Raw genomic sequence first — 20,586 nt, forward strand, 5'->3', positions numbered from 1 at the left:
GGCCGGCGGGTACCTGTTCGCGCTGGATCATCGGACGAATGTGCCGTCGAAGAATAGTCGATGCCCGGTGTCGATTCCGGGACGCGCGCACGGTGATCGCTGATGGCTACGCCGCACGCTCGAGCGGGGCGCTGTACGGCTCGGCATCGCCGGCGATCACGGTGCTCGTGACGCCGTCGACGCCGACGGGGACCTCTCCGCCCAACGTGATGCGGGTGAGCCTGCGGTGCTCGCCGCCGTCGTAGTCGTCGACGGCGTAGTGCTGGGTGGCCCGGTTGTCCCAGATCGCGACGTCGCCCAGCGACCAGTTCCAGCGGGTGGTGTGCTCGAGGCGGGTCACCCGATCCTGGAAGAGCCGGAAAAGTGCCCGCGATTCGCTGCTGGACACCCCGACGATTCCCTTGACGAAGCAGCCGAGCAGCAGGGCCCGCTCACCGGTGTCGGGGTGGACCTCCACCACCGGGTGCTCGGTCTCGAAATAGGTCGACTCGAACTCGCGGCGGTAGGCGCGGTCGGTGTCGGCGGGCCGGTCCTCGATCTCGGCGGTGTAGTCGTAGCGGTTCGAATGCCGCGCGCGCAGGCTCTCGGCGAGTCGCTGGAGCGGCGCGGGCAGCGAGTCGTAGGCGGCGACGGTGGACGCCCAGGTGGTCGAACCGCCGTAGCTGGGCAGCGCGACCGCGCGCAGAATCGAGGCCTTCGGAACGCGATCGACGAAGGTGACGTCGGTATGCCAGACATTGGAGCGGGTCTGGTGCGAGTCGATGGCCAGGCTCTTGGCGCCGGCCGAGGTGACGGTCGGATGCGGGGTGGTCGGATCGCCGAGCAGCCGCGCGAACTCGTACTGCCCGTCCTCGGTCAGCTGGTGCTGACCGCGAAAGAAGATCACCTTGTGCTCGTGCAGCGCGGCCCGAATGGCCGCCACCGACCGCGCGTCCAGGTCGCCACCGAGCCGGACACCGTCGATCCGCGCGCCGATGTGGGCACCGAGCTGAACCACGTGCACCGCGGTCCCGTGGACGGCTGAGTCGTGGAGGGACATACGGAGGCCTTTCGCTCGAACCCGACGATCTGGTCACAGGAAACCACCGGGAACAGGCACCGACCAGGATTGGATTCAGGCTGAGCGAAATCGGCAATCGGCTACCTCGACCGGGCTGGGCACCGTTCGCGTCGGTGCCCGCTCGGTCATGCGGCCGAGTTCAGCCGGGCGACATCGCGAATTACGGTATGCGCAATTCCGCGACGTTGTGTCCTGGGGCGGCCCAATCGGTGAATCGCTGTTCGGCGGCTTCGGCCGATGGTGCGCTGATCACCCGGGCAACCGACTCCCACGACGCGCCGGACGCGCGCACGAAACGGACGGCTTCGACGAGTCGTTGCTGTGCCGAGGTCGTGTCGTCGAAAGCCAGGCGCACCGGTATCAGGGCCTGCATCTCGAGTTGGTGGTATTCCCATTCCGCGAGCACCGAACGGGCCGAGTCGGCGTCGAGCCGGCCGGTCGCGCAATGCAATACGCGGGCGGACGGCGCATGGTCGGCGATGCGATCGGTGCGTAGCCAGGTCCGGCCGTGCCAGCCTGCGCAGGAACACAGCGCCCGCCATCCGATCACCTCCTCCGGCCGGCGCGGGTGCCGATCCTCGAAGGGCAGCGGTTGGGCGTCGATCGCGATCGTCGCGCGGGGGGTCGGCGCGTCACTGCGCCCGCACAACCCGTCCGCGAAGATATCGGCAACCCATCCGCGATGGTTTTCCAAGCTGTTCATCCTGACTCCGATGTCGAATCCGAAAAGCTCGATGCGTGGGACGACTACTCCCAGATACTGACGATCGACCTCATCGACGCCGACGGCAACCACTTGGCCACAGTGTTGTTGTCAGTCACATAATGCCTGGTCGCGGCCTGTGTCCCGGAGCTCGTCTTGACGACATGTTTACGGGTGCGCAGGCCGGGAAGCCTGGATGACAACACACGTTCGGCCAGGAGTACGCGCATCACGCACACAATTACCCACCTCAGCATGGGCCTCGGCTGGGATCCTGCCCACGCCATGGGGATACATCCCGACCGCAAGGACATCGACCTCAACGCCGCGGCGCTGGCATTCGCCGGCGACACCTTCGTCGACGTCGCCTTCCACGAGCAGCTGACCTCGCGTGACGGCGCGCTGTGTCACCTGGGCGACAGCGTCACCGGCGACGGAGACGGCGACAACGAGGTCATCGTCGTCGATCTGACCCGCCTCGATCCCGCGGTGACCACGATCGTGTTCCTGGTGACCTGCTACACCGGCCAGCGATTCGACCAGATCGTCAACGGCTTCTGCCGCGTCGTCGACAATGTCACCGGCATCGAATTGATCCGCATCGACCTCGACAGCCTCGGCTCCCACACCGGCATCGTGGTCGGCAAACTGCACCGCCCGCACCAGGATTGGGCCTTCACCATGATCGGCCAGCCGATCATCGCCGAACACGTCGTCAACGCCGTCCCCCACCTCACCGCTTACCTCGACTGAGGGCGAACTACCTCCGGGGTGCTCGCTGGTACATCTCGCGCGCGGCGCGCACCGCCGCCCTGAGACTCGCCGGGTTCGGCTCGAGGTTCCCGATTATCTGATCGATGCCGCGAAGACCGGCACGATCGAGCAGACGCTTTTCGATGGTGGCCCATCGGCCGCGCTCGGCCAGCACCGCGTGCGCGGTGGGCAGTGTTGTTACTTCACGTGCAGCAGAATACACACGGTCACCAAGCAGCGCGCCGCTTAATCCGACAGGCGGTCGCGGGCTCGTAGCCGGGCGTCGAGTGCGTCGAGGACGTTCGCCACGTCCGCGTCGAACTCCTGCGCCAGCATTTCGAGCAGCGCCGCACCGATCAGCAGGAGCGTGGTGAAGACGACGGCCGCGATGGGCTCGATCGCTTCGAGCAGCGGGCGGGTGCGCGGCGCGCCACCGCGCTGCCAGGCCTCGAGCAGCGCCAGCGCACCCTGCAGGTAGACCGGCGGGTCCGGTCGAGCGTTGAGCGCCGGGACAGCGCGGTCGGCCGCGCGACGCAGGAGATCGGATGTCGCCCCGGCACCCGGCGCCATCGCCTCCATCGCGCAACACGCCAGCCGAAGGATGCCGTCCAGGTGTTGCGGGGTGTAGCGAGCCGATTCCGGGATCTGATCCCAGGGCAGGCGCAGGACGCCGAGAAGGTCGGCGGTGATCACCGACGGTGACGGTGCCGACATCGTCGCCGGGGACGAACCCGAGGTGTGCTCGACCCCGAGCATGATCTCGAGCCCGATCGCCGATGCCATGAGATCACCTCGGCCGCAGCGTGATTCACGGCGATGGCGGCGGTCCTCGACCAGCAGCCAGCCCACCGTCTGCGCGTCGGCGGGACGCAGCAATTTCGCGTCGGCCTGCCAGCCGTTCGCGGTTTCGCACCGCGACAGCGCGCAGACGAGATCGGCCATGACGTGATTGCCGGTGACCAGCGTGGGCTGATGCCGCGGACGACGCGACACCACCGGCAGCTCACCCATCCTGGCCGACGGTGAGACGAACGACATCGCGGTGAGCGCCGCCGCCGCCGCGCGCGCGGCGGACACGGCGTCGGCGGCGTTGGTGCGCAGCAGCGCGCGATGAATCGAATCCGCCAGCGGCGCGACGCCGAACTCCGCGTAGTGCAGCAGCAGCCAGGCCAGCGGCATCTCGCCGAGGACCGGCGCGAGCCGTTCGTTCAGCTCGTACAGCAGCGCGGCCGACTGCTCCGGCCGGCGAGAGCGCGGCCCCTCCCCGGTGAGGTCACGCCATTCCAGCAACGCCAGGTAATTCGGGAGCAACAGGCTATCGACCAGTTCACTCACCTGGGCGATGACGAATTCGAAATCCAGCTCCGTCATGGTGCCGGGGCCGACCACATTCTGGACGGGATTCCCGTCGAAGGGGTCGATACCCGATTCGCCGAGCGCGAGATCGAACAACAACTCCGCGTGCCCGAGTCTGCCGACGACCCGTCCGACAAAGGGCACCACGCCGCCGTCTTCTACCGTAGTCGCCGCTCCGAGAAGGCAATTCACCATCGCGCCTTCAGCTTTCGCGTGCGCACAGAATCTCCGCAGCCGCTGGTGCACGGTGTCGTCGGCATCGAAGCCCGTTCGCACGATTTCTTCGGCGATCGTCACAATGGCCGCGTCGACGACATATTCGGGTCGGCCCCCCGCTTCGTCGGAGGCCGGCGCGGGGCCGGCGAAATAGAGTCGATCATTGAATGCGTCGCCCATTCGTCGCCTCACCACAACCTCCACTCGGATGCGCATTGTGCCGTGCCCATTGCCAGCCTTCCAGCAAATTGTCCGCAAGTCGCGGCTCACACCTCACAAGCCGATAACAGGATCGGCGCCGCGCGCGCGAGTTGACCCACCCGCACGCGCGGCTCGCCCGCACGGAAGCCCGCTCGGCCGACTTGTGCCCGAATTCGGGCAGGAATGTTGGCGAACGCGGTCGGACCGGGCATGATCGTCCGAGTGAATGACGGGGCACCTACCGAGCTGGTCCGCTACGTGGTGGCGTCCACCGGCTTACCCGAACGCGTGGCGGCCCGGGTTGTCGCCGACATCGTCGGCTACTTCGACGAGACGGTCGAGCAGTTCGTCCGGCGCAGGCACGCCGAGCTGCAGGCCAGGCAGATGCGCAACGCCGAGATCTGGCGACAGCTCGACGCCGAACTCGCCGAGCGTCCGGTCGCGGCCCCGACGTTCACCGAACGGCAACTACGTCGCATCGTCTACGGGTAAGGGGTTCATCACGCCATGTGTGGAATCGTCGGATACATCGGTCACCGGCAAGTTGTGCCCGTGCTGCTGGAAGGTCTGCATCGGCTCGAGTACCGCGGCTACGACTCGGCCGGATTGGCGCTGCCGCATCGCGGGAAGCTGCGCGTGTGCAAAACCCAGGGCCGGGTACAGGAGTTGCGCGACAAGACCGACACCGCTGCCCTGCGCGGCACGGTCGGCATCGCACACACCCGCTGGGCAACTCATGGCGAACCGAGCGATGCCAACGCACACCCGCACATCGATGCCGGTGGCCGCATCGCCGTGGTGCACAACGGCATCGTCGAGAACGCCGAACAGCTGCGGGCCGAGCTCACCGCGCTGGGCATCGACCTGGTCTCCGACACCGATACCGAGGTGATCGCCCATCTGATCGCTCGCGAAATCGAGGACGCCGCATCGCTCGAGGACGCCGTTCGCGTCGCGCTGCACCGGATTCGGGGCACCTACGGTCTGCTGGTGCTCGACGCGCGCCGTCCGACCGAGCTGGTGGTGGCGCGCAACGGCAGTCCCATCGTCCTCGGTGTCGGTGACGGTGAGATGTTCGTGGCCTCCGATGTCGCCGCGCTCGTCCACCACACCCAGCGCGTGGTATTCCTCGACGACGGCGAGCTCGCGACGGTTCGTGAAGGCGAATTCCGGACCAGCACACTGGGAATCGACTCCGAGCAGACCGACAAGACCCCGACCACCATCGACATGGTGGCCGAGGACTACGCCCTCGGCGGCTTCCCCGACTTCATGCGCAAGGAGATCGCCGAGCAGGGCGAGGCGGTCCGCCGGGCGCTGCGTGGCCGCCTCGACGACCGCTTCGCCACCGCCCACCTCGGCGGTTTGAACATGGACGCCCGCGAGCTGCGCAGCATCAGCAAGGTCGTTTTCCTCGGCTGCGGTTCGGCCTACTACGCGGGCCAGCTGGGCGCCCAGCTCGTCGAAGAACTGGCTCGGATCCCGGCCACGGCGGAGCCCGCGTCGGAGTTCCGCTACCGCAACCCGGTCGTCGATCCCGACGCGCTGTATGTCGCGATCAGTCAGTCCGGCGAAACTCTCGACACCCTTGCCGCGGTGCAGGAACTCCAACGCAAGGGCGGCCGGGTCATCGGTGCCGTCAACGCCGTGGGCAGCGCGATCGCCCGACAGTGCGGAGCAGGGGTGTTCCTGCACGCGGGCCCGGAGATCTCCGTCGCCTCGACCAAAGCGCTGACCAACATGACCGTGTCGTTCACCATGCTGGCCCTGCTGCTCGGCCGCGTGCGCGACCTCTCGGCCGCCGACGGCAACCGCGTCGTCGACGGCCTGCGCGCCCTGCCCGACGCGATCGACCAGGTCCTGGCCGACGAGGACGCCATCGCCGAGATCGCCCACCGCTACGCCAAAGCCCGCAGCATGTTCTTCATCGGACGGGTGCGCGCGTGGCCGGTCGCTCGTGAAGGCGCGCAGAAGCTGAAAGAGGCCTCCTATGTCCACGCCGAGGCCTACCAGGCCTCTGAACTCAAGCACGGTCCACTCGCGCTGATCGACCCGGAGATGCCGAGCGTGGTACTCGTCCCCGACGACGAACTCCTGGCCAAGAACCTCAGCACCATCGAGCAGATCAAGGCCCGCGGCGGCCCTGTCATCGCCGTCACGAACGCGGACCTCCCGGCCGGCGCGGCCGACGAGGTGATCCGAGTTCCGCGGGTCGCACCGGAGTTGGACCCGATGCTGCTGACGATTCCTCTGCAGCTGCTCGCCTATCACACGGCCATCGCCCTCGGCCGCGACGTCGACAAGCCGCGCAACCTCGCGAAAAGCGTCACCGTGGAATAGACAGCGACCGAGTGCGACGCGCGGCGGCGCAGCGGCTGGCAGGATCGAGGCGTGCACACCGCGAATCTGACCCGCTCCGAGACCGCCGCGCGTTCGGCGGCGGTCACCGTCCGCGCGTACCGCGTCGAACTCGACCTGTCGGGGGCCCCGGATCAGACCCGGGACGGTTTCGCCACGACGACGACTGTCGAATTCGATGCCTCGGTCGGGCAGACGTGGCTCGATTTCATCGGGCTCTCGGTGGAATCGGTGACCGTGAACGGCGCGGAGATCGTCGTCGACTACGACGGGGCCCGGCTCACAGTCGGCGGGTTGTCGGAGTCGAATGTGGTCGTCGTTCGGGGCACCGGTGCCTACAGCCGCTCGGGTGAGGGGCTGCACCGGTTCCTCGATCCGGTCGATGGGCAGACCTACCTCTACACCCAGTACGAGCCCGCGGACGCGCGGCGGGTTTTCGCCTGCTTCGAACAGCCGGATATGAAGGCGCCGTTCACCTTTGCGGTGACAGCGCCGAGCGGGTGGTCGGTCGTATCGAATCGGCCGTTCGCGGCGATTCAGGACAACGGCGTGCAACAGAACGTCGTATTCTCCCCCACCCTGCCGATCTCGACGTATATCACCGCCATCGCGGCAGGCCCTTACCATCACGTCGAATCTTCCTGGGCGCGAGATGCACTCACCATCCCACTCGGGATCTACTGCCGCGCCTCGCTCGCCCGCTACCTGGACGCGGACACGATCTTCGAGGTGACGAAGCAGGGTCTGGACTTCTTCGCCGAACACTTCGACTATCCCTACCCGTGGGGCAAGTACGACCAGGTGTTCGTGCCCGAGTACAACCTGGGCGCGATGGAGAACCCGGGACTGGTCACGTTCACCGAGGCCTATGTGTTCCGTGGCGCGGCGACCGCGGCGCAGTACGAGGGGCGCGCCAACACGATCCTGCACGAGATGGCGCACATGTGGTTCGGCGATCTCGTCACGATGGTGTGGTGGGACGACCTGTGGCTCAAGGAGTCCTTCGCCGATTACATGGGGGCGCTCGCCAGCGCCGAGGCCACCGAGTGGACCGACGCCTGGGTGGCGTTCGCGAACCGCCGCAAGGCCTGGGCGTATCTGCAGGATCAGCTGCCGACCACCCATCCGATCGTCGCCGACATCACCGATCTCGAGGCAGCAAAACTCAATTTCGACGGTATTACGTATGCCAAAGGTGCCAGCGTGCTCAAGCAACTGGTTGCCTATGTCGGCCGGGAAGAATTCTTCTCGGGTGCGCGGCGGTATTTCCGGACGCACGCCTTCGGCAACACGACTCTCGATGACCTGCTGACCGAATTGTCCGCGGATTCCGGCCGTGATTTGGCGGGCTGGGCGCGGGCCTGGTTGCAAACGACCGGAATGTCGACATTGACCATCGAAGACGGTGCGGTCGTGCAAACCGATCCGCGCCCACACCGGCTCGCGATCGGGCTCTACGACTTCGATGCCGCGGGCGACCTGCTCATTCGCGAACGCGTGGAACTCGACATCGTCGACCGCCACACGCCGGTCGCCCTCGCGCCCGCTCCCCTGCGCCTGCTCAACGACGGCGATCTCACCTACGCGAAGGTTCGCCTCGACGCGGATTCGCTTGCCACCGTACAGAGTTCGCTGGATCGGGTGACCGACCCGCTGGCCCGCGGACTCATCTGGTCGGCACTGTGGAACGCCACCCGGGACGGCGAACTCGGCGCCGAACGCTACCTGTCGATGGCTCGCGATTTCGCGCCAACCGAAACGAATATGGCGCTGCTCACCGCCGTCCTGGCGAACGCGTCCTTCACCATCGGCCACTATCTGCCCGAGCCGGCACGGGACCGGTGGCGCGGCGAGTGGCTCCAATCCTGCTGGGCCACACTGCATTCGTCGGCACCGGGTTCCGGCGCGCAGCTCGCGTGGGCACGGGCGACGGCCGCCGCCGCCACGGTCGACCCCGGCCGTGCCACCGACATTCGGGCGATCCTCCTCGACCGGGCACCAGCGGGCCTCGCCCTGGATCCCGATCTGCGCTGGGCGCTGTGGACAGCCCTCGCGGCCACCGGCGAGGCGAAAGCCGACGACCTGGACGCCGAACTCGAACACGACGACACGGCGTCGGGGCGAACCGCCCATCGGCGCGCACTCGCGGCACGCCCGTACGCGGAAGTCAAAGCCTCGGCCTGGGATTCGGCGCTCGGCGACACCACGCTGACCAACGACCACCTCGACGCCACCATCGACGGATTCCGCGCTGGCCGACACCGCGACCTGATCGCACGCTACGACGACGAGTACTTCGCGGCACTCCGTACGGTGTGGGATCAGCGCAGCATCGAGATCGCCCGCCGCATCGTGGTCGGGCTCTTTCCCGCCGCCGATTCGCTCGACGAGGTCGATCGGTGGCTGGCGGCGAACGCCGACGCACCGAGCGCGCTGCGTCGCCTGGTCGTCGAGCAGCGCGACCACCTCGCGCGGGATTTGCGCGTGCGCGACGTGAATTAACGATTCCCCATTCTCGATGGGTTAAACATCCAAACGCGAAATTGCCGCAGTGTCAACCCCAGTCGACCAATAACGGTTTAATAACCTCCGCGACGGTCAACCCTTGATCCATGACCACCTCACGTAATCGGACAACGAGTACGCCGAGCATGGATCTGACCAGCACCACCATCATGTTGGCCACCTGCGTGTTCTTCCTCTTCGGCCTGACCGCACTCACCGGATCGCTGCCCGCCGCGATCTTCGGCGCCGTCAGCCTGGGCGCGGGCATGATGATGACCTTCAGAATGCTCGGCCCGCACAGCTTTTAGGTTCGCCTCCGCGCGGAACCGGTGAGCACTCGAAGGCCAGGAGCTGATCCACATGTCCCGAACCACCGACAACAGGACCTACGAACACGCCGAACCCCTCTTCGCGCAGTGGGCGCTCACTGAGCCGAGCAGCCCCGAGCACGACGCCGCACGGGCGAAGATCATCGAGCTCTGCCTCCCGCTGGCCGAACACATCGCTCGCAAATACGCAGGTCGCGGCGAGATCTTCGACGACCTGCTGCAAACCGCGCGACTCGGCCTCGTCATGGCGGTCGACCGCTACGACGTGACCACCGGTTCACCCTTTCTCGGCTTCGCGGTGCCCACCATCATGGGTGAGGTGCGCAGGCATTTCCGCGATCATCTCTGGCCCCTGCACGTGCCGCGGCGCGAGAAGGAACTGCAAGGCAAGGTGCGAGTCGCGACCGACGAGTTGAGCCGTCGGCTCCAACGGGCTCCCACCGCGCACGAACTCGCTGCCGAACTCGATGCGACGGTCACCGATATCACCAGAACCCTGGTGGCGGCCAACGCATTCCAGACACGCAGCCTCGACACTCCCGCACGCGACGGCGACGGCGAACCCGGCATGACCGTCGCCGACACCTTCGGCGCCGAAGACCCGAGCTACCGCCGCACCGAAGACACGATCACCGTCGCGCCCCTGCTGGCCCGGCTCGCACCCGAAGACCGCCAACTGCTGATCTGGCGGTTCTACGACTCCCTCTCGCAGGGCGAGATCGCCGAACGGCTCGGCGTTTCACAGATGAGCGTCTCCCGCAAGCTCACCCGATTGCTCGGCGGTTTGCGTGCCGAGGCCATCGGCGAACAGCCGGTACCGGCGGCCTGAACCCCTCCCCGCTCCCAACTCGCACCGCCAGAGCCATTGACTGTGCGGTTGCTGGGCTGCACTGTTGATACAGCAGAACCTCGCGCGTGTCGTGGCGACGTCCACAGGAGCGGGAAGGGTGCGATCGATGACGATGCGTGGCCGACGGAATCGACGGGATCGACAAGTTCGCGAAGTGCGGGAGATCCGGGCCCGGCCACGTCACCAGACCGCGCAATTCCTGCTGTCGGTGCTGATGGTGGTCTGGTTCGGGGCCGGGCTGCTGGCCGCCGTGCAGCGAGACTATTTCACGAACACCCCGGTCAACTGTGGCGACTGGGGCACGATCGGGCTCACCGCGCTCGCGGGCCCGCTCAACTACCTCGGCGTGAATCCGAGGGTGTCCGAATGTCAGCTACCGGAACCGAGCCCGTGACCGGCTGCCGGACGGGCCCGGTGACGCGCTACCGATAGCGGGAGGGGCTACAGGGGCTCGCCAGCGCCGACATCGTGGCCAGATCGCAGATACCGCTGGTCACCATCTGGATCGGAGTGATGCCGAGTAGCACGATCATGCCGATGAGGTCGCCGCGTTGGAGCAGTTCCCCGGCCGAGTTCGCGGCCGATGATCCGTAGTCCAGCGCGGACGAGCCGGTGCCGTCGACCGATGCCGGATCGGCGGTGGCGGTCGCCGCGGTGACGACGAGGCTTGCCGCCAGGACCGAGCCTGCGGCGAGGCGGAGAGTGGTACGCATATCGAGTTCCTTTGTGTCAGGTGGGGTCAGGGAGTCAGCGATGTGGCTGGGTCATGTCGCGGTTCATCGTCGGAATTTCGATGCTGATCGGCAGGCGCAGTTCGGCCAGGTAGGTGAGCGCCGCTTTGCGCAGGAATTCGTCGAGGAGCCAGTAGGGGTCACCGATCGGCGGAACCGCGGTGAGCAGGCCTTCGCGTACGGCGATGAAGGGTCCCCAACTGAAGCGCAGCAGCGGGTCCCAGACCGGTTCCCTCGGGATGTTCAGTCCGTCGGCGGTTTTGTCGCCGAGCAGAAAGCGGGTGAACGCGCCGAGGACCGGCTTGCTCAGCAGCGCGAAGTCGATGTTGGCGCCAAGCCCCAGCAGCCGGTCGGCGAGCTTGGCGCCTTCGGGGGTGGCCTCGATGATGGGGTCGAGAACTTGTGCGGCTTGGGAATTGGCGTCGGGCCACGACTTGGGGATGTACTCGTCGCGCACGCCGAGCAGATGCGCGGCGACCTGCCAGGAATGCAGGAACGCCGCGGATTCGTGTGCCGGGATCGGCACCTGCCAGTTGGTGAGGTGCTTCATGACCGTGGTGGGCAGGCTGTGCCAGGTGACCATGATGTCGTTCTGGCTGATCGGGATGTCCTCGGTGGCCGAGTTCACCCAGTGCGGTGACTGCGGCAGCAAGTGGCGCACCGCCGCGTGCACGAGGCGGGTTTTGACGCAGGTGACGATCATTTCCCCGTCGGCGGCATAGGCATTCGCGCTACCGATGTCGTAGCCGAGCTTGGCGGTCTTGGAGATGCGGTCCTTCAGATCGTGGCCGCCCTTGGAGTAGTAGACCGCCCGCGCTTCCTTCGGGATGACGGTGCTCATCATGCCGCTGGCGAACCCGTAGAGGACTCCGAGATACAGCCCGCGCTTCTTGTTGAACTCGATCGCGGTGCCCAATGCGCCCGGGTCGGTCCACTGCGGCAGTTGACGGGCGTACTCCATGAAATCGCGAAGGTCGGTGGGCAAGCCGTCCGGCAACGCTTCACCGTTCCTGGTCCAGGTGCGCAGCAGCTCGTTGACCCTCGGCACTTCCCCGCGATCGATCAGCCCGGCGACGAGCGCGTCGGCCTCGGGATCCCACACCGTCATCGGGTCGGCGCCGGATCCGTTGCCGGCCACCGACCCCTCCGGCGACCACGTCCACGGCTCCGCCCGCGCGGGCGTCACCATCGCCAACGCCCCGAGCGCCCCCGCGATCCCACCGGCTTTCAATGCGTTGCGTCTGTTGAGTCCATCCATGACGTCACTCCTCGTCGAGCACTAACTGACCCCGGCCGCGTCCGATGCAGGTGGCGCATCCAGCAGCTGCTGGTCCGGAATGAGCAGTAACTTAACAGCCTGTTCTTCGCGCTGTATCAGCTTTGCGCAATCGATCAACCGCCGTATACAACGAAGTTCATGCAGAAATAGTCAGTAACTTATGACGACTACGCGGCGCGTGCGCCGCCACTGACTACGCTGACAGCAGACCCCGCAGACGGGCAGTGATCTGCGAGCACACCGACCCCGCGAGGAGAACTACCCATGTGGCCGTCCGACTGGCCCTCGTCAGCCCGCGCGATCGCGACCGCCGTCGAGGCCGCCGTCGCCGCGGCGCGGTCCGCCGACGAGCCAGGGTTCCGCGAGACCACCGCAGACCTGGCCGAGCTCCCGCCCGACCAGGTCACCGCGGTGCTGGCGGCGATCGTTCGGGAACTGCTCGAGACCGCGCATCCCGACGGACTCACCGGCGACGATGTGCGCGCAGTACTGGAAGCAGTCGTGCGGCGATCGGCGGCATGGTTGCGCCGGCTCGACGCCGCCGCGGTGTTCAGTGCACTCGCCGGGGCACTCGGGATCGACGAGGCGCAGGATCCGGACCACGCACGGACCGATCCCCAACCCGCCGCGATACTCCTGATCGACTACCTCGCCGACCTGACCCGCACCCCGCCCCAGGAGTCCGTTCAGCGAGCCATCAGCGAGATCGCCAGGGCCGAAACCGTCGAAATGCCCTGAGTGGCTTCACGCCTCGTCGCGAGCTCAGTGTCCCGCAGCGGTGAGCCTGTGGTCTGCTTCGAGCAGCATCCACGCGCTCAGCTGTACCGAGAGATCGCGGCTCAGGTTCGCCGACGCGGCGGCGGACACGTCGGCGAGCTGGAGGAAGGTTCCCGGATGTTCCGGCACCGTGACCGGACGGGCCCAGTCCGCACCGAACAGCGGTAGGCCGTCCACCTCGGCGCGATTGCTCCAGGCCGCCTCGGCGGACGCGTGCACGATGTTGGCCGCGGTCGTGTTGCCCAGTGCCAGTGCGGTTTCGGCGAGATAGCGCGCGAGGATTCCCATGAAGAGCCCGGAGTCGTTCGCGGTGGCCGCGGCGATCACTCCCGCGTCGGTGAGCCGGTTCTCGACTGCGGCGACGAGCGCTGCCGCACGGTCGCGGTGAACGGATTCGCCGGTGCGCACGGCCAATTCGGTTTCCAGCCCGATGGTGACGCCCTGACAGTAGGTGTGGACGGTCCGGTCCACCCGCCCGCCGGGCTCGTGCACACCATCGTGGATCAGGCCGCTGGCGGTATCGTGCAGTCGGGTGTACAGGAAGTCGGCCAGTTGGCCCGCGCGCGAGAGTTCACCGAGACGAGCCAACGCGATGCCGGTCGGACCGATCGCGGGCGTGTTATAGAAGTCGTCGCCGTTGCGCCATGGCACCGCGCCCACATCCGGGTTCCAGCCATCGAGCAGAGCGACCCGCAGATCACCCAGCGCCTCGTCGAACCGGACGTCGAGCAGTCGCTCGGCGCGTTCGAGCGCCATGGCCAACCACCCCATGTCGTCGTAGTACCGATTGGTCCAACCGGTGACATTGCGGGCGCGGATACCACGCGCAAGGGCGGCGATCCGGTCGATCCGGTCCGGGGTGCGGGTGCGGTGCGCGGCATCGATCGCACAGTCGAGCAGGTGCGCTTGCCACCAGTAACACCACCGCCCGAGCATGGACCGTTCCGTGAGGTCCGCGGGCCAGGTGAGCACCCCCAACCGATAGTCCGCCAGCCCGAGCAGCGAGCGCACGTGCCGCTGCACGATCGCCTGCTCCGCCAGGTCCGCCCGCGCCCCCGGACCGAGGGCGACCGAACGTTTCTCGGTGATCGTCCCCGCCTGCGTCGGCTGTGCCACCACGGTCAGCGCGATCGCCGCCCCGGCCGCGCACAGCACACTACGCCGGCTGAATTGCTGATTCCGGCGATCCATCCGCTCGGGCTCCTCCTCCTGGGCAACGGCATCGGCGCCGAATCCACAGGGTCCCGTGTCGGGATTGCCAGCGCTTGAACTGCTCCGGTTGGCCGCGAAAACGTTTGGCGGAACCGCCTGCGGAGGAGAGCCCGGCCCGAACACGGCTAGGACTCGCCGGTTTCGGTTCCCGGCGAGTACGGCGAGCTGAACCCGGAGGTCCATTCGAACGGTGTCGCGTCCGGCTCGGCGCTCCGCTCGGCGGCCGCGGCGAACGGTGCGTTGTTCTGCGTCAATCGGATGATGGTGCGTTCGAGGGCGGGCAGGATCTCGGTGATCGCGAGATCGCCGTGTGCGAAGCGTGTCAACAGGGCGTAGACCATGTTCGTCAGGACGAGTGCGAGATCGGCGGCGTATTCCTCGTCGAGGCTGGTGAACATCGTGCTGACGGCGGGCAACACCGCGGCGAAGCCCTGCGCGTCCAGGCGCTGCCCGCCGGGGCCGGACCGGGCATGCGAGTAGGCGGCCAGCATCCGCGGGTGCCGTTCCCACGGTTCGAACACATAGCGGGTGACCCGTTTCAGCACGTCGGCGAGCGATTCGTCGGCGCGCGGCGGTTCGAGTTCGGTGTAGGTGTTGGTGGCCATCCACTGGGCGACGGCGGCGAGGACGAGCTCGTCACGGGTGGGGTACAGCTTGTAGACCGTGGTCAGCGAGACCTGGGCGACGCGGGCCACCCGGCGCAGTTGAACCGCGTCGTACCCTTCCGACTCGAGTAGCGCCAGAGTGGTTTCGGTGATCTTGCGCGCGGGTTCACCTTCGCCCTTTCTAGCCACTCCGCCACAGTAGTCCATCGGCTGGTGCTGCCACCGAACCGATTCGGAGGCGAGTTCCCACGTCCTCGCCGACCAGATTGTCCATGGCCCGGTTCAGTCGATGCTGCAGCCGGCGACCGGCTTGTCCTCGAGGCGGTCGAGAAGGTAGGTGAACGCATTGTCCGGACCGAAACCGTCGATGATCTCCGGCCCGAAATGATTCGGGATGGTGGTTCCGGGCAGGATCGGCGGAAGGTCGTTCGTGCGGAAGGTGACGGTCGCGCCCTTGCCGCACCAGTCGTCGGCGAGCTTGCGGGCCTGGCCGTACGGGACGGTGTCGTCGTTGAGGCCGCTGGTGATCAGGACCGGGGTGCGGGGGGTGGAGTTGCCGATGCGCAGTTGCTCGAGCACCGGTGCGGCTTCGGGCAATTCGGCGAGATGGGCGGACAGCGATCGACCGTCCCTGGTCAGCGACTCGGTCTTCATGAAGGGGTGATAGGTGATCACGTCGGCGATGCAGGAGTCGCTCAGCTTCTCGAGCATGGCGCGCCCGGCCGGACTGGTGACCTGATCGACCGCGCGCTGCAGTTCGGGGTAACGCGCCAGCATGCCGTTGACGGCGAACCCGATCGCGCCGCCGATCAGCGCGCCGTCGATCTTCTCCAGGATCGCGGCGAGATCGGCGACCGGTCCCCCCGCCCAGGTGCCTTTGAGATTCAGTTCCGGCGCGTAGGCCGGCTGCATCTCCGCGGCGGCCGCGGTGGCGCCACCACCCTGGGAGTAGCCCCAGAGCACGACGGGCGTCTCCGGTCCGACGCCTGCCAGGTTGTTGGCGGCGCGAACACCGTCGAGGATGGCGTGCCCGCTCTCGAACCGGTTGGCGTAGGTGTGGATGCCAGGCGTGCCGAGGCCGATGTAATCGGTGACCAGCACCCGTGCGCCAAGGCCGCTCCACACCGTCGACGAGGGCAGCTCCTGGTTCGCCGACACCCCCAGCGGCTCGGCGGACACCGCCACGCCCGTCGAGAATGCCCTCGACATCGCGCAACGGTCGCCCTGCCCCGAAGTCCCGGGTCCGATGACGACGGTCGGCCGTGGACCGGCTCCGCGCCACGGACCGGTCGGTTCGATGTAGGTCCCGCTCACCGCGACCGGCGACCCGTCCTGCAGCCGCGAGGTGTACATCACGTGCTGTGCCCGCCCCGGCCAACCCTGTTCGGTGGGCGGGGTCACGAACAAGGTCATCGGCGCGGTCTTGATGATCGCGCCCGGTTCCTGCGGAATCCGGTCCGGCGGCGTGTAGAACGAGCTCATCGGCTCGGCCGCGACTTCCCGCGCCTGGGTCACCACACCGGCCACCGCCGTCGTGGCAGCCATCACCAGCACCGCGACGATGCGCCCGGCACGCGGCCGCGCGCGTCGAAGATCTTGCCGCTCCATCGAGAACCTCTCCGTCGACATCACTGCCGGCATCGTCGCCGTAGTGACACAGGTCGCTGGGGTCGGCGGATCATGAGGCCTGTCACACCAGCGCCGACAGAGAGTAACACGGTTACTGGCGGGTTCAGATGCAGGGTCTCCGGTCGATTGCCCGCTCGAGGATCTTGCCCGTGGTGCCCTCGAGGGATGCCCGATCATAGCGGCGGCCTCATGGATCAGTCCTGTCGTCCTGGGTAGCGGGTCGCGCGCTCATCGGCGCGCGGATCGGCGACCAGCTCCGAGACGGGGTCGTCGAAGGTCATCACCAGCCGGTCCTCGGCGTACGGTGGCCAGCCCGGGTTGCCATCGGTGGCGAAACCGACCCAGGCCGAGTGCATTTCATCAGCGATCCGCTGCGGCGGATTCGGACCGGTGAGGGTGGTCGCGGCAGCCAAGGTATCGAACACGAAGGGCACTTCGAGTGCATGTATCGCGCCCAGATCAGCTCGCTGCCAGCCGAACTCGTACACAAAGGCCGCAGTGCCGACTGCTGCCTGCGATTCGGCGAGTTCCCGTGTCGGGCCGCGGAAGACGGCGTCGGTGACAATCGCCGCCAGCAGATCCCCCGCGGTTGCCTCCGGCCGGTTGGCTGCATACGGCATGATCGCCGAAGCTCCGATACCGAACCGTGCGAGCGCGAACGGTAGTGCGTCGACGGTGATCGTGTCCCCGAGTCCGGTAGGCACCGTGAACAACCGGAACTCCTCGGCGGTGCAGCCGGCGAGCAGGCCGATCCCGCGGGCTGATCCCGCCGCGATCGCCTCGGCGGGTACCGCGGAAAGAACGTCTCCGTCCACGACCGGAAAGAAGGCCATCCCAGCACCTGCCGCCAGCACCGACTCACCCCAGCGCGCCGGGTCCGGTTCGCGGGCGAAGTCCGCGCGCACCGACTCCTGCGCGGCCAGCAGCACCGACGGCGGCACTGCCGCAAACGCTTCCGCTGTCGCGGGCACTCCCAGCGCCTTGCCGAGTTCGCCGCTGAGCAAGCGCGCATCGTCGACCGTTGCCGCGACGCCACCGTTGCCGCTCTGCATGATCGCGCGAGCGAACAGACCGCTCGCCGCCGGCGAACCGAGCAGCGCGGCGACACTCATCGCACCAGCCGATTCACCGAAGATCGTGACATTGCCGGGATCACCGCCGAAGGCCCGCGCATTGTCGCGCACCCATTCGAGCGCGGACAGCTGATCGAGCAGGCCGCGATTGGCCGGCGCTCCGTCGAGTACCGCGAAACCCGACGCCCCGAGCCGATAGTTGATCGCCACGAGTACCACGCCGTCACGGGCGAAGGCGGCGCCGTCATACGCCGGTACCGCGTTGGAACCGTGCACGAACGCACCACCGTGGATCCACACCATGACCGGCAGGCCACCACCACCGGGGTCGGGCGTCCACACGTTCACGTTCAAGCACTCGGTGCCCGCCACCAGCGTGGTGCCCAGGATCTGTTCGATACCGGGCGGATACGGGCCCTGCAGGCATGTCGGTCCGAGCGCGGTGGCCTCGCGAGTCCCCACCCAGCCCACGACCGGTCCCGGCGCGCGGAAGCGGGCCCGGCCTACCGGGGAGGCAGCGTAGGGCACTCCGAGAAACGCACTGACACCGCCGACGGTCCGGCCCCGCACCTTGCCACCGGTGACCTCGACCACCGGCCGACCGGCGGGCATCACAGGTCGACCAAGTCGTACTCGGCGACCCGGTCGACCAGGTATCGCAGGTGGTCGTCGGAATTGCCGAGGGTCTGCTCGATGGCGGTGAGCCGTGCGAAGTAGCGCGATATCGGATGCTCCTTCGTCATTCCGATGCCGCCGTGCAGCTGGACAGCCTCTTGACCGACGAACCGCGCCGACCGTCCGACCCGGAGTTTCGCGCGCGAGGCCACCGTCGGGTCGATCAGGCCATCGGCCAACGCCGTCGAGGCGTACACCGACATACCACGGGCGAGTGAGACCGCGATGTACATGTCGGCGGCGCGGTGGGTCAGCGCCTGAAAGTTCCGCAGCGGTACATCGAATTGTTTTCGGGTGCACAAATATTCGGCGGTGATCCGCAATGCCTCGGTCATCGCGCCGACCGCTTCGGCGCACAGTGCCGCCTGGGCCGCGATCTGGGCGGCTTCGATCGCGTCCTCGGCCCTGCGCGAAGCGAGCGGTTCGGCCGCGGCCTGCTCGAGGACGATATCGGCCACGCGACCACCGTCGTGGGCCGCGCTGCCGCGCCGGGTCACGCCCGCGTCGGCGGGGTCGACAAGGAACAGCCCGATGCCATCGGGTCCTGTCGCGCTGACGACCAGCAGATCCGCTTCGTCACCGTGGAGCACAGGCGACTTGTACCCGCTTATCCGCCACGCATTGCCCTGTCGCACCGCAGATGTCGAGACTGTGTGCAGCGGCCACCGCGAGCCCCGCTCCTCGTGTGCGAATGCGAGCCGTAGCTCTCCGGCCGCGACCTTCGGCAGCAGTTCACGTCGTTGCGCAGGACTTGCGGCTTCGACCAGCAAGCCCCCTGGCAGGTAGGCGCAGTCGAGCACCGGGATCCGTGCCGGGGCGGCGCCGAGTTCGGACATCACGATCATCGCCTCGATCGGACCCGCACCCTGGCCGCCGTCGGATTCCGGGAAGGTCAGCCCGAGCAGTCCGAGGTCGGCGAAGGTGGCCCATAGGTCATCCGGCGCCCCGGGAACATGATCGGCCAGAACGTTACTGACGGTGTCGCGCAACATCGTTTGTTCCGCGGTCGGTTCGAAATTCATGGTCCGGGCTCACAATCCGAGGATCGTCGAAACGATGATGCCGCGTTGCACCTCGGTCGATCCCCCGTAGATGGATGTCTTACGGCAGTTGAGGTAGGCGGCGGTGCTGCGCCCGGCCCACTGGTCGACGTCGGACAGCAGCGCGGCCGGGCCGGCGACTTCCATCATCAGTTCGGTCGCGGCCTGCTGAAGTTGGCTGCCACGGAGTTTCAGAATCGATGACGTCGGGGCCTTCACTCCGGATGCTGCGCCGATCTGGATCAATTCCAGTGCGAGCGTCTCGTTTTCGAGTTCAGCCAGACGGGTGGCGAACAATGGATCGTCGAGCAGCGTGCTCTCGCCCACCCGGGTCTGCCTGGCGCGCGCTTTGATCGTCGACAGCGCGACCTTGGTGCGTCCCACGGCGGCCATGCCGGTGCGTTCGTTGCCGAGCAGGAACTTCGCGTAGGTCCAGCCCCGATTCTCCTGCCCGACACGATGTTCGACGGGTACGCGGACGTCATCGAGGAATACCTCGTTGACCTCGCGACTGCCGCCGATGAGCTCGATCGGCCGCACCGTGACACCGGGTGCGTGCATCGGGATCAGGAGCAGCGATATCCCCGCTTGCTTCTTGGCCGCGGCGGGGTCGGTGCGGACGAGGCAGAACATCCAGTCCGCGTGCTGTGCCGCGCTGGTCCAGATCTTCTGCCCGTTGACGACGTAGTGGTGACCATCGCGAGCCGCGGTGGTGCGCAGAGAAGCCAGATCCGATCCGGCTTCGGGCTCGGAAAACCCCTGGCACCACCAGATGTCGAGGTTCGCGGTGGGTGGCAGGAACCGAGCCTTCTGCTCGTCGGTGCCGAATCGGGCGATGACTGGGCCGACCATGTCGACGTTGAAGGTCAGCGGTTCCGGTACCGAGGCCAGGGCCATCTCGTCGTGCCAGAGATGGCGTTGAATCGGGGTCCAGTCCCGGCCGCCCCACTGCTGGGGCCAATCCGGCACCGCGATGCGGTGGGCGTTGAGAATGCGTTGCGTGGTGATGAGTGCCTCGCGGCCGAGTTCGCGGCCTTCCCGCACGCCATCGCGGATCTCGGACGGGATTTCGTCGCGATAGACGGACCGCAGCTGATTGCGGAATGCGAGCTCATCGCCGGTCAGTGCACATTGCATTGTCGGTATTCACTTTCTGCGCTGGTGGTCACAGGCCGGTAGCGGTGGCCACCACAACGGCGAGGTCGACGAGGTGATCGATCTGTGCGGTCGGTCG

General features: G+C 67.3%; 20 protein-coding genes. 8 read left to right on the plus strand and 12 right to left on the minus strand.

The features are described from left to right. Positions 1 to 106 precede the first annotated feature (106 nt). Entirely contained in the window at positions 107 to 1,039 is a 933-nt protein-coding gene (locus ACWZHB_RS11820; RefSeq protein ID WP_427907980.1) for a TauD/TfdA dioxygenase family protein, read from the minus strand. Between the two features lie 181 nt (positions 1,040 to 1,220). Next, complete coding sequence (locus ACWZHB_RS11825) at positions 1,221 to 1,856, minus strand: hypothetical protein (RefSeq protein ID WP_427907981.1); 636 nt, start codon at positions 1,854 to 1,856, stop codon at positions 1,221 to 1,223. Positions 1,857 to 1,937: 81 nt separating this feature from the next. Here ACWZHB_RS11825 and ACWZHB_RS11830 point away from each other — a divergent pair, with 81 nt between their 5' ends. Continuing rightward, on the plus strand, positions 1,938 to 2,516 hold the full coding sequence (locus tag ACWZHB_RS11830) for a TerD family protein (RefSeq protein ID WP_427909142.1): 579 nt from the start codon (positions 1,938 to 1,940) through the stop codon (positions 2,514 to 2,516). Positions 2,517 to 2,523: 7 nt separating this feature from the next. Here ACWZHB_RS11830 and ACWZHB_RS11835 read toward each other — a convergent pair whose 3' ends face one another. Continuing rightward, entirely contained in the window at positions 2,524 to 2,739 is a 216-nt protein-coding gene (locus tag ACWZHB_RS11835; protein ID WP_427907982.1) for a hypothetical protein, read from the minus strand. Between the two features lie 23 nt (positions 2,740 to 2,762). Continuing rightward, positions 2,763 to 4,268 carry a hypothetical protein gene (locus ACWZHB_RS11840; RefSeq protein ID WP_427907983.1) on the minus strand — a complete coding sequence of 502 codons (1,506 nt, stop codon included), beginning with the start codon at positions 4,266 to 4,268 and terminating at the stop codon, positions 2,763 to 2,765. A gap of 243 nt (positions 4,269 to 4,511) precedes the next feature. On the opposite strand from ACWZHB_RS11840, the gene ACWZHB_RS11845 reads away from it, so the two are divergent. The 6 genes from ACWZHB_RS11845 (at position 4,512) to ACWZHB_RS11870 (ending at position 10,725) form a co-directional block, all read left to right on the plus strand. Further along, positions 4,512 to 4,781: a hypothetical protein gene (locus ACWZHB_RS11845; protein ID WP_427907984.1), complete on the plus strand. Its 270-nt coding sequence runs from the start codon at positions 4,512 to 4,514 to the stop codon at positions 4,779 to 4,781. Between the two features lie 15 nt (positions 4,782 to 4,796). Beyond that, positions 4,797 to 6,629 (plus strand): glutamine--fructose-6-phosphate transaminase (isomerizing), encoded by a 1,833-nt coding sequence (gene glmS, locus ACWZHB_RS11850; protein WP_427907985.1) that lies wholly within the window; start codon positions 4,797 to 4,799, stop codon positions 6,627 to 6,629. Positions 6,630 to 6,680: 51 nt separating this feature from the next. Next, positions 6,681 to 9,149 carry an aminopeptidase N gene (gene pepN, locus ACWZHB_RS11855; protein WP_427907986.1) on the plus strand — a complete coding sequence of 823 codons (2,469 nt, stop codon included), beginning with the start codon at positions 6,681 to 6,683 and terminating at the stop codon, positions 9,147 to 9,149. 110 nt (positions 9,150 to 9,259) lie between these two features. Continuing rightward, positions 9,260 to 9,460 carry a hypothetical protein gene (locus tag ACWZHB_RS11860; protein ID WP_427907987.1) on the plus strand — a complete coding sequence of 67 codons (201 nt, stop codon included), beginning with the start codon at positions 9,260 to 9,262 and terminating at the stop codon, positions 9,458 to 9,460. 52 nt (positions 9,461 to 9,512) lie between these two features. After that, positions 9,513 to 10,310 (plus strand): SigB/SigF/SigG family RNA polymerase sigma factor, encoded by a 798-nt coding sequence (locus ACWZHB_RS11865; protein ID WP_427907988.1) that lies wholly within the window; start codon positions 9,513 to 9,515, stop codon positions 10,308 to 10,310. A gap of 127 nt (positions 10,311 to 10,437) precedes the next feature. Continuing rightward, the gene (locus ACWZHB_RS11870; protein ID WP_427907989.1) at positions 10,438 to 10,725 is read left to right on the plus strand and encodes a hypothetical protein; all 288 of its coding nucleotides are present in this window, start codon (positions 10,438 to 10,440) and stop codon (positions 10,723 to 10,725) included. 28 nt (positions 10,726 to 10,753) lie between these two features. Here ACWZHB_RS11870 and ACWZHB_RS11875 read toward each other — a convergent pair whose 3' ends face one another. Together ACWZHB_RS11875 and ACWZHB_RS11880 are read right to left on the minus strand one after the other, a co-directional pair. Then, positions 10,754 to 11,044, minus strand: a complete 291-nt coding sequence (locus tag ACWZHB_RS11875; RefSeq protein ID WP_427907990.1) for a hypothetical protein — start codon at positions 11,042 to 11,044, stop codon at positions 10,754 to 10,756. A gap of 34 nt (positions 11,045 to 11,078) precedes the next feature. Then, positions 11,079 to 12,320 carry an oxygenase MpaB family protein gene (locus tag ACWZHB_RS11880; RefSeq protein ID WP_427907991.1) on the minus strand — a complete coding sequence of 414 codons (1,242 nt, stop codon included), beginning with the start codon at positions 12,318 to 12,320 and terminating at the stop codon, positions 11,079 to 11,081. 285 nt (positions 12,321 to 12,605) lie between these two features. Between ACWZHB_RS11880 and ACWZHB_RS11885 the strand changes: the two genes are divergently transcribed. Further along, on the plus strand, positions 12,606 to 13,079 hold the full coding sequence (locus tag ACWZHB_RS11885; protein WP_427907992.1) for a hypothetical protein: 474 nt from the start codon (positions 12,606 to 12,608) through the stop codon (positions 13,077 to 13,079). A 24-nt stretch (positions 13,080 to 13,103) separates the two neighbouring features. On the opposite strand, the gene ACWZHB_RS11890 is transcribed toward ACWZHB_RS11885, so the two are convergent. The 6 genes from ACWZHB_RS11890 to ACWZHB_RS11915 all read right to left on the minus strand — a co-directional run bounded on the left by ACWZHB_RS11890 (position 13,104) and on the right by ACWZHB_RS11915 (position 20,489). Continuing rightward, positions 13,104 to 14,309, minus strand: coding sequence for a glycoside hydrolase family 76 protein (locus tag ACWZHB_RS11890; protein ID WP_427907993.1), 1,206 nt, complete (start codon positions 14,307 to 14,309; stop codon positions 13,104 to 13,106). 146 nt (positions 14,310 to 14,455) lie between these two features. Continuing rightward, entirely contained in the window at positions 14,456 to 15,124 is a 669-nt protein-coding gene (locus ACWZHB_RS11895; protein WP_427907994.1) for a TetR family transcriptional regulator, read from the minus strand. A 93-nt stretch (positions 15,125 to 15,217) separates the two neighbouring features. After that, a complete protein-coding gene (locus ACWZHB_RS11900) occupies positions 15,218 to 16,543 on the minus strand; it encodes a lipase family protein (protein WP_427907995.1) in 1,326 nt (441 codons plus the stop codon). Between the two features lie 215 nt (positions 16,544 to 16,758). After that, positions 16,759 to 18,249 carry a carboxylesterase/lipase family protein gene (locus tag ACWZHB_RS11905; RefSeq protein WP_427907996.1) on the minus strand — a complete coding sequence of 497 codons (1,491 nt, stop codon included), beginning with the start codon at positions 18,247 to 18,249 and terminating at the stop codon, positions 16,759 to 16,761. Then, positions 18,249 to 19,334 carry an acyl-CoA dehydrogenase family protein gene (locus tag ACWZHB_RS11910; protein ID WP_427907997.1) on the minus strand — a complete coding sequence of 362 codons (1,086 nt, stop codon included), beginning with the start codon at positions 19,332 to 19,334 and terminating at the stop codon, positions 18,249 to 18,251. The genes ACWZHB_RS11905 and ACWZHB_RS11910 overlap by 1 nt, the downstream gene beginning before the upstream one ends. A gap of 9 nt (positions 19,335 to 19,343) precedes the next feature. Beyond that, entirely contained in the window at positions 19,344 to 20,489 is a 1,146-nt protein-coding gene (locus tag ACWZHB_RS11915) for an acyl-CoA dehydrogenase family protein (protein ID WP_427907998.1), read from the minus strand. Positions 20,490 to 20,586 lie beyond the last annotated feature (97 nt).

This window comes from Nocardia sp. FBN12, from assembly GCF_054031145.1.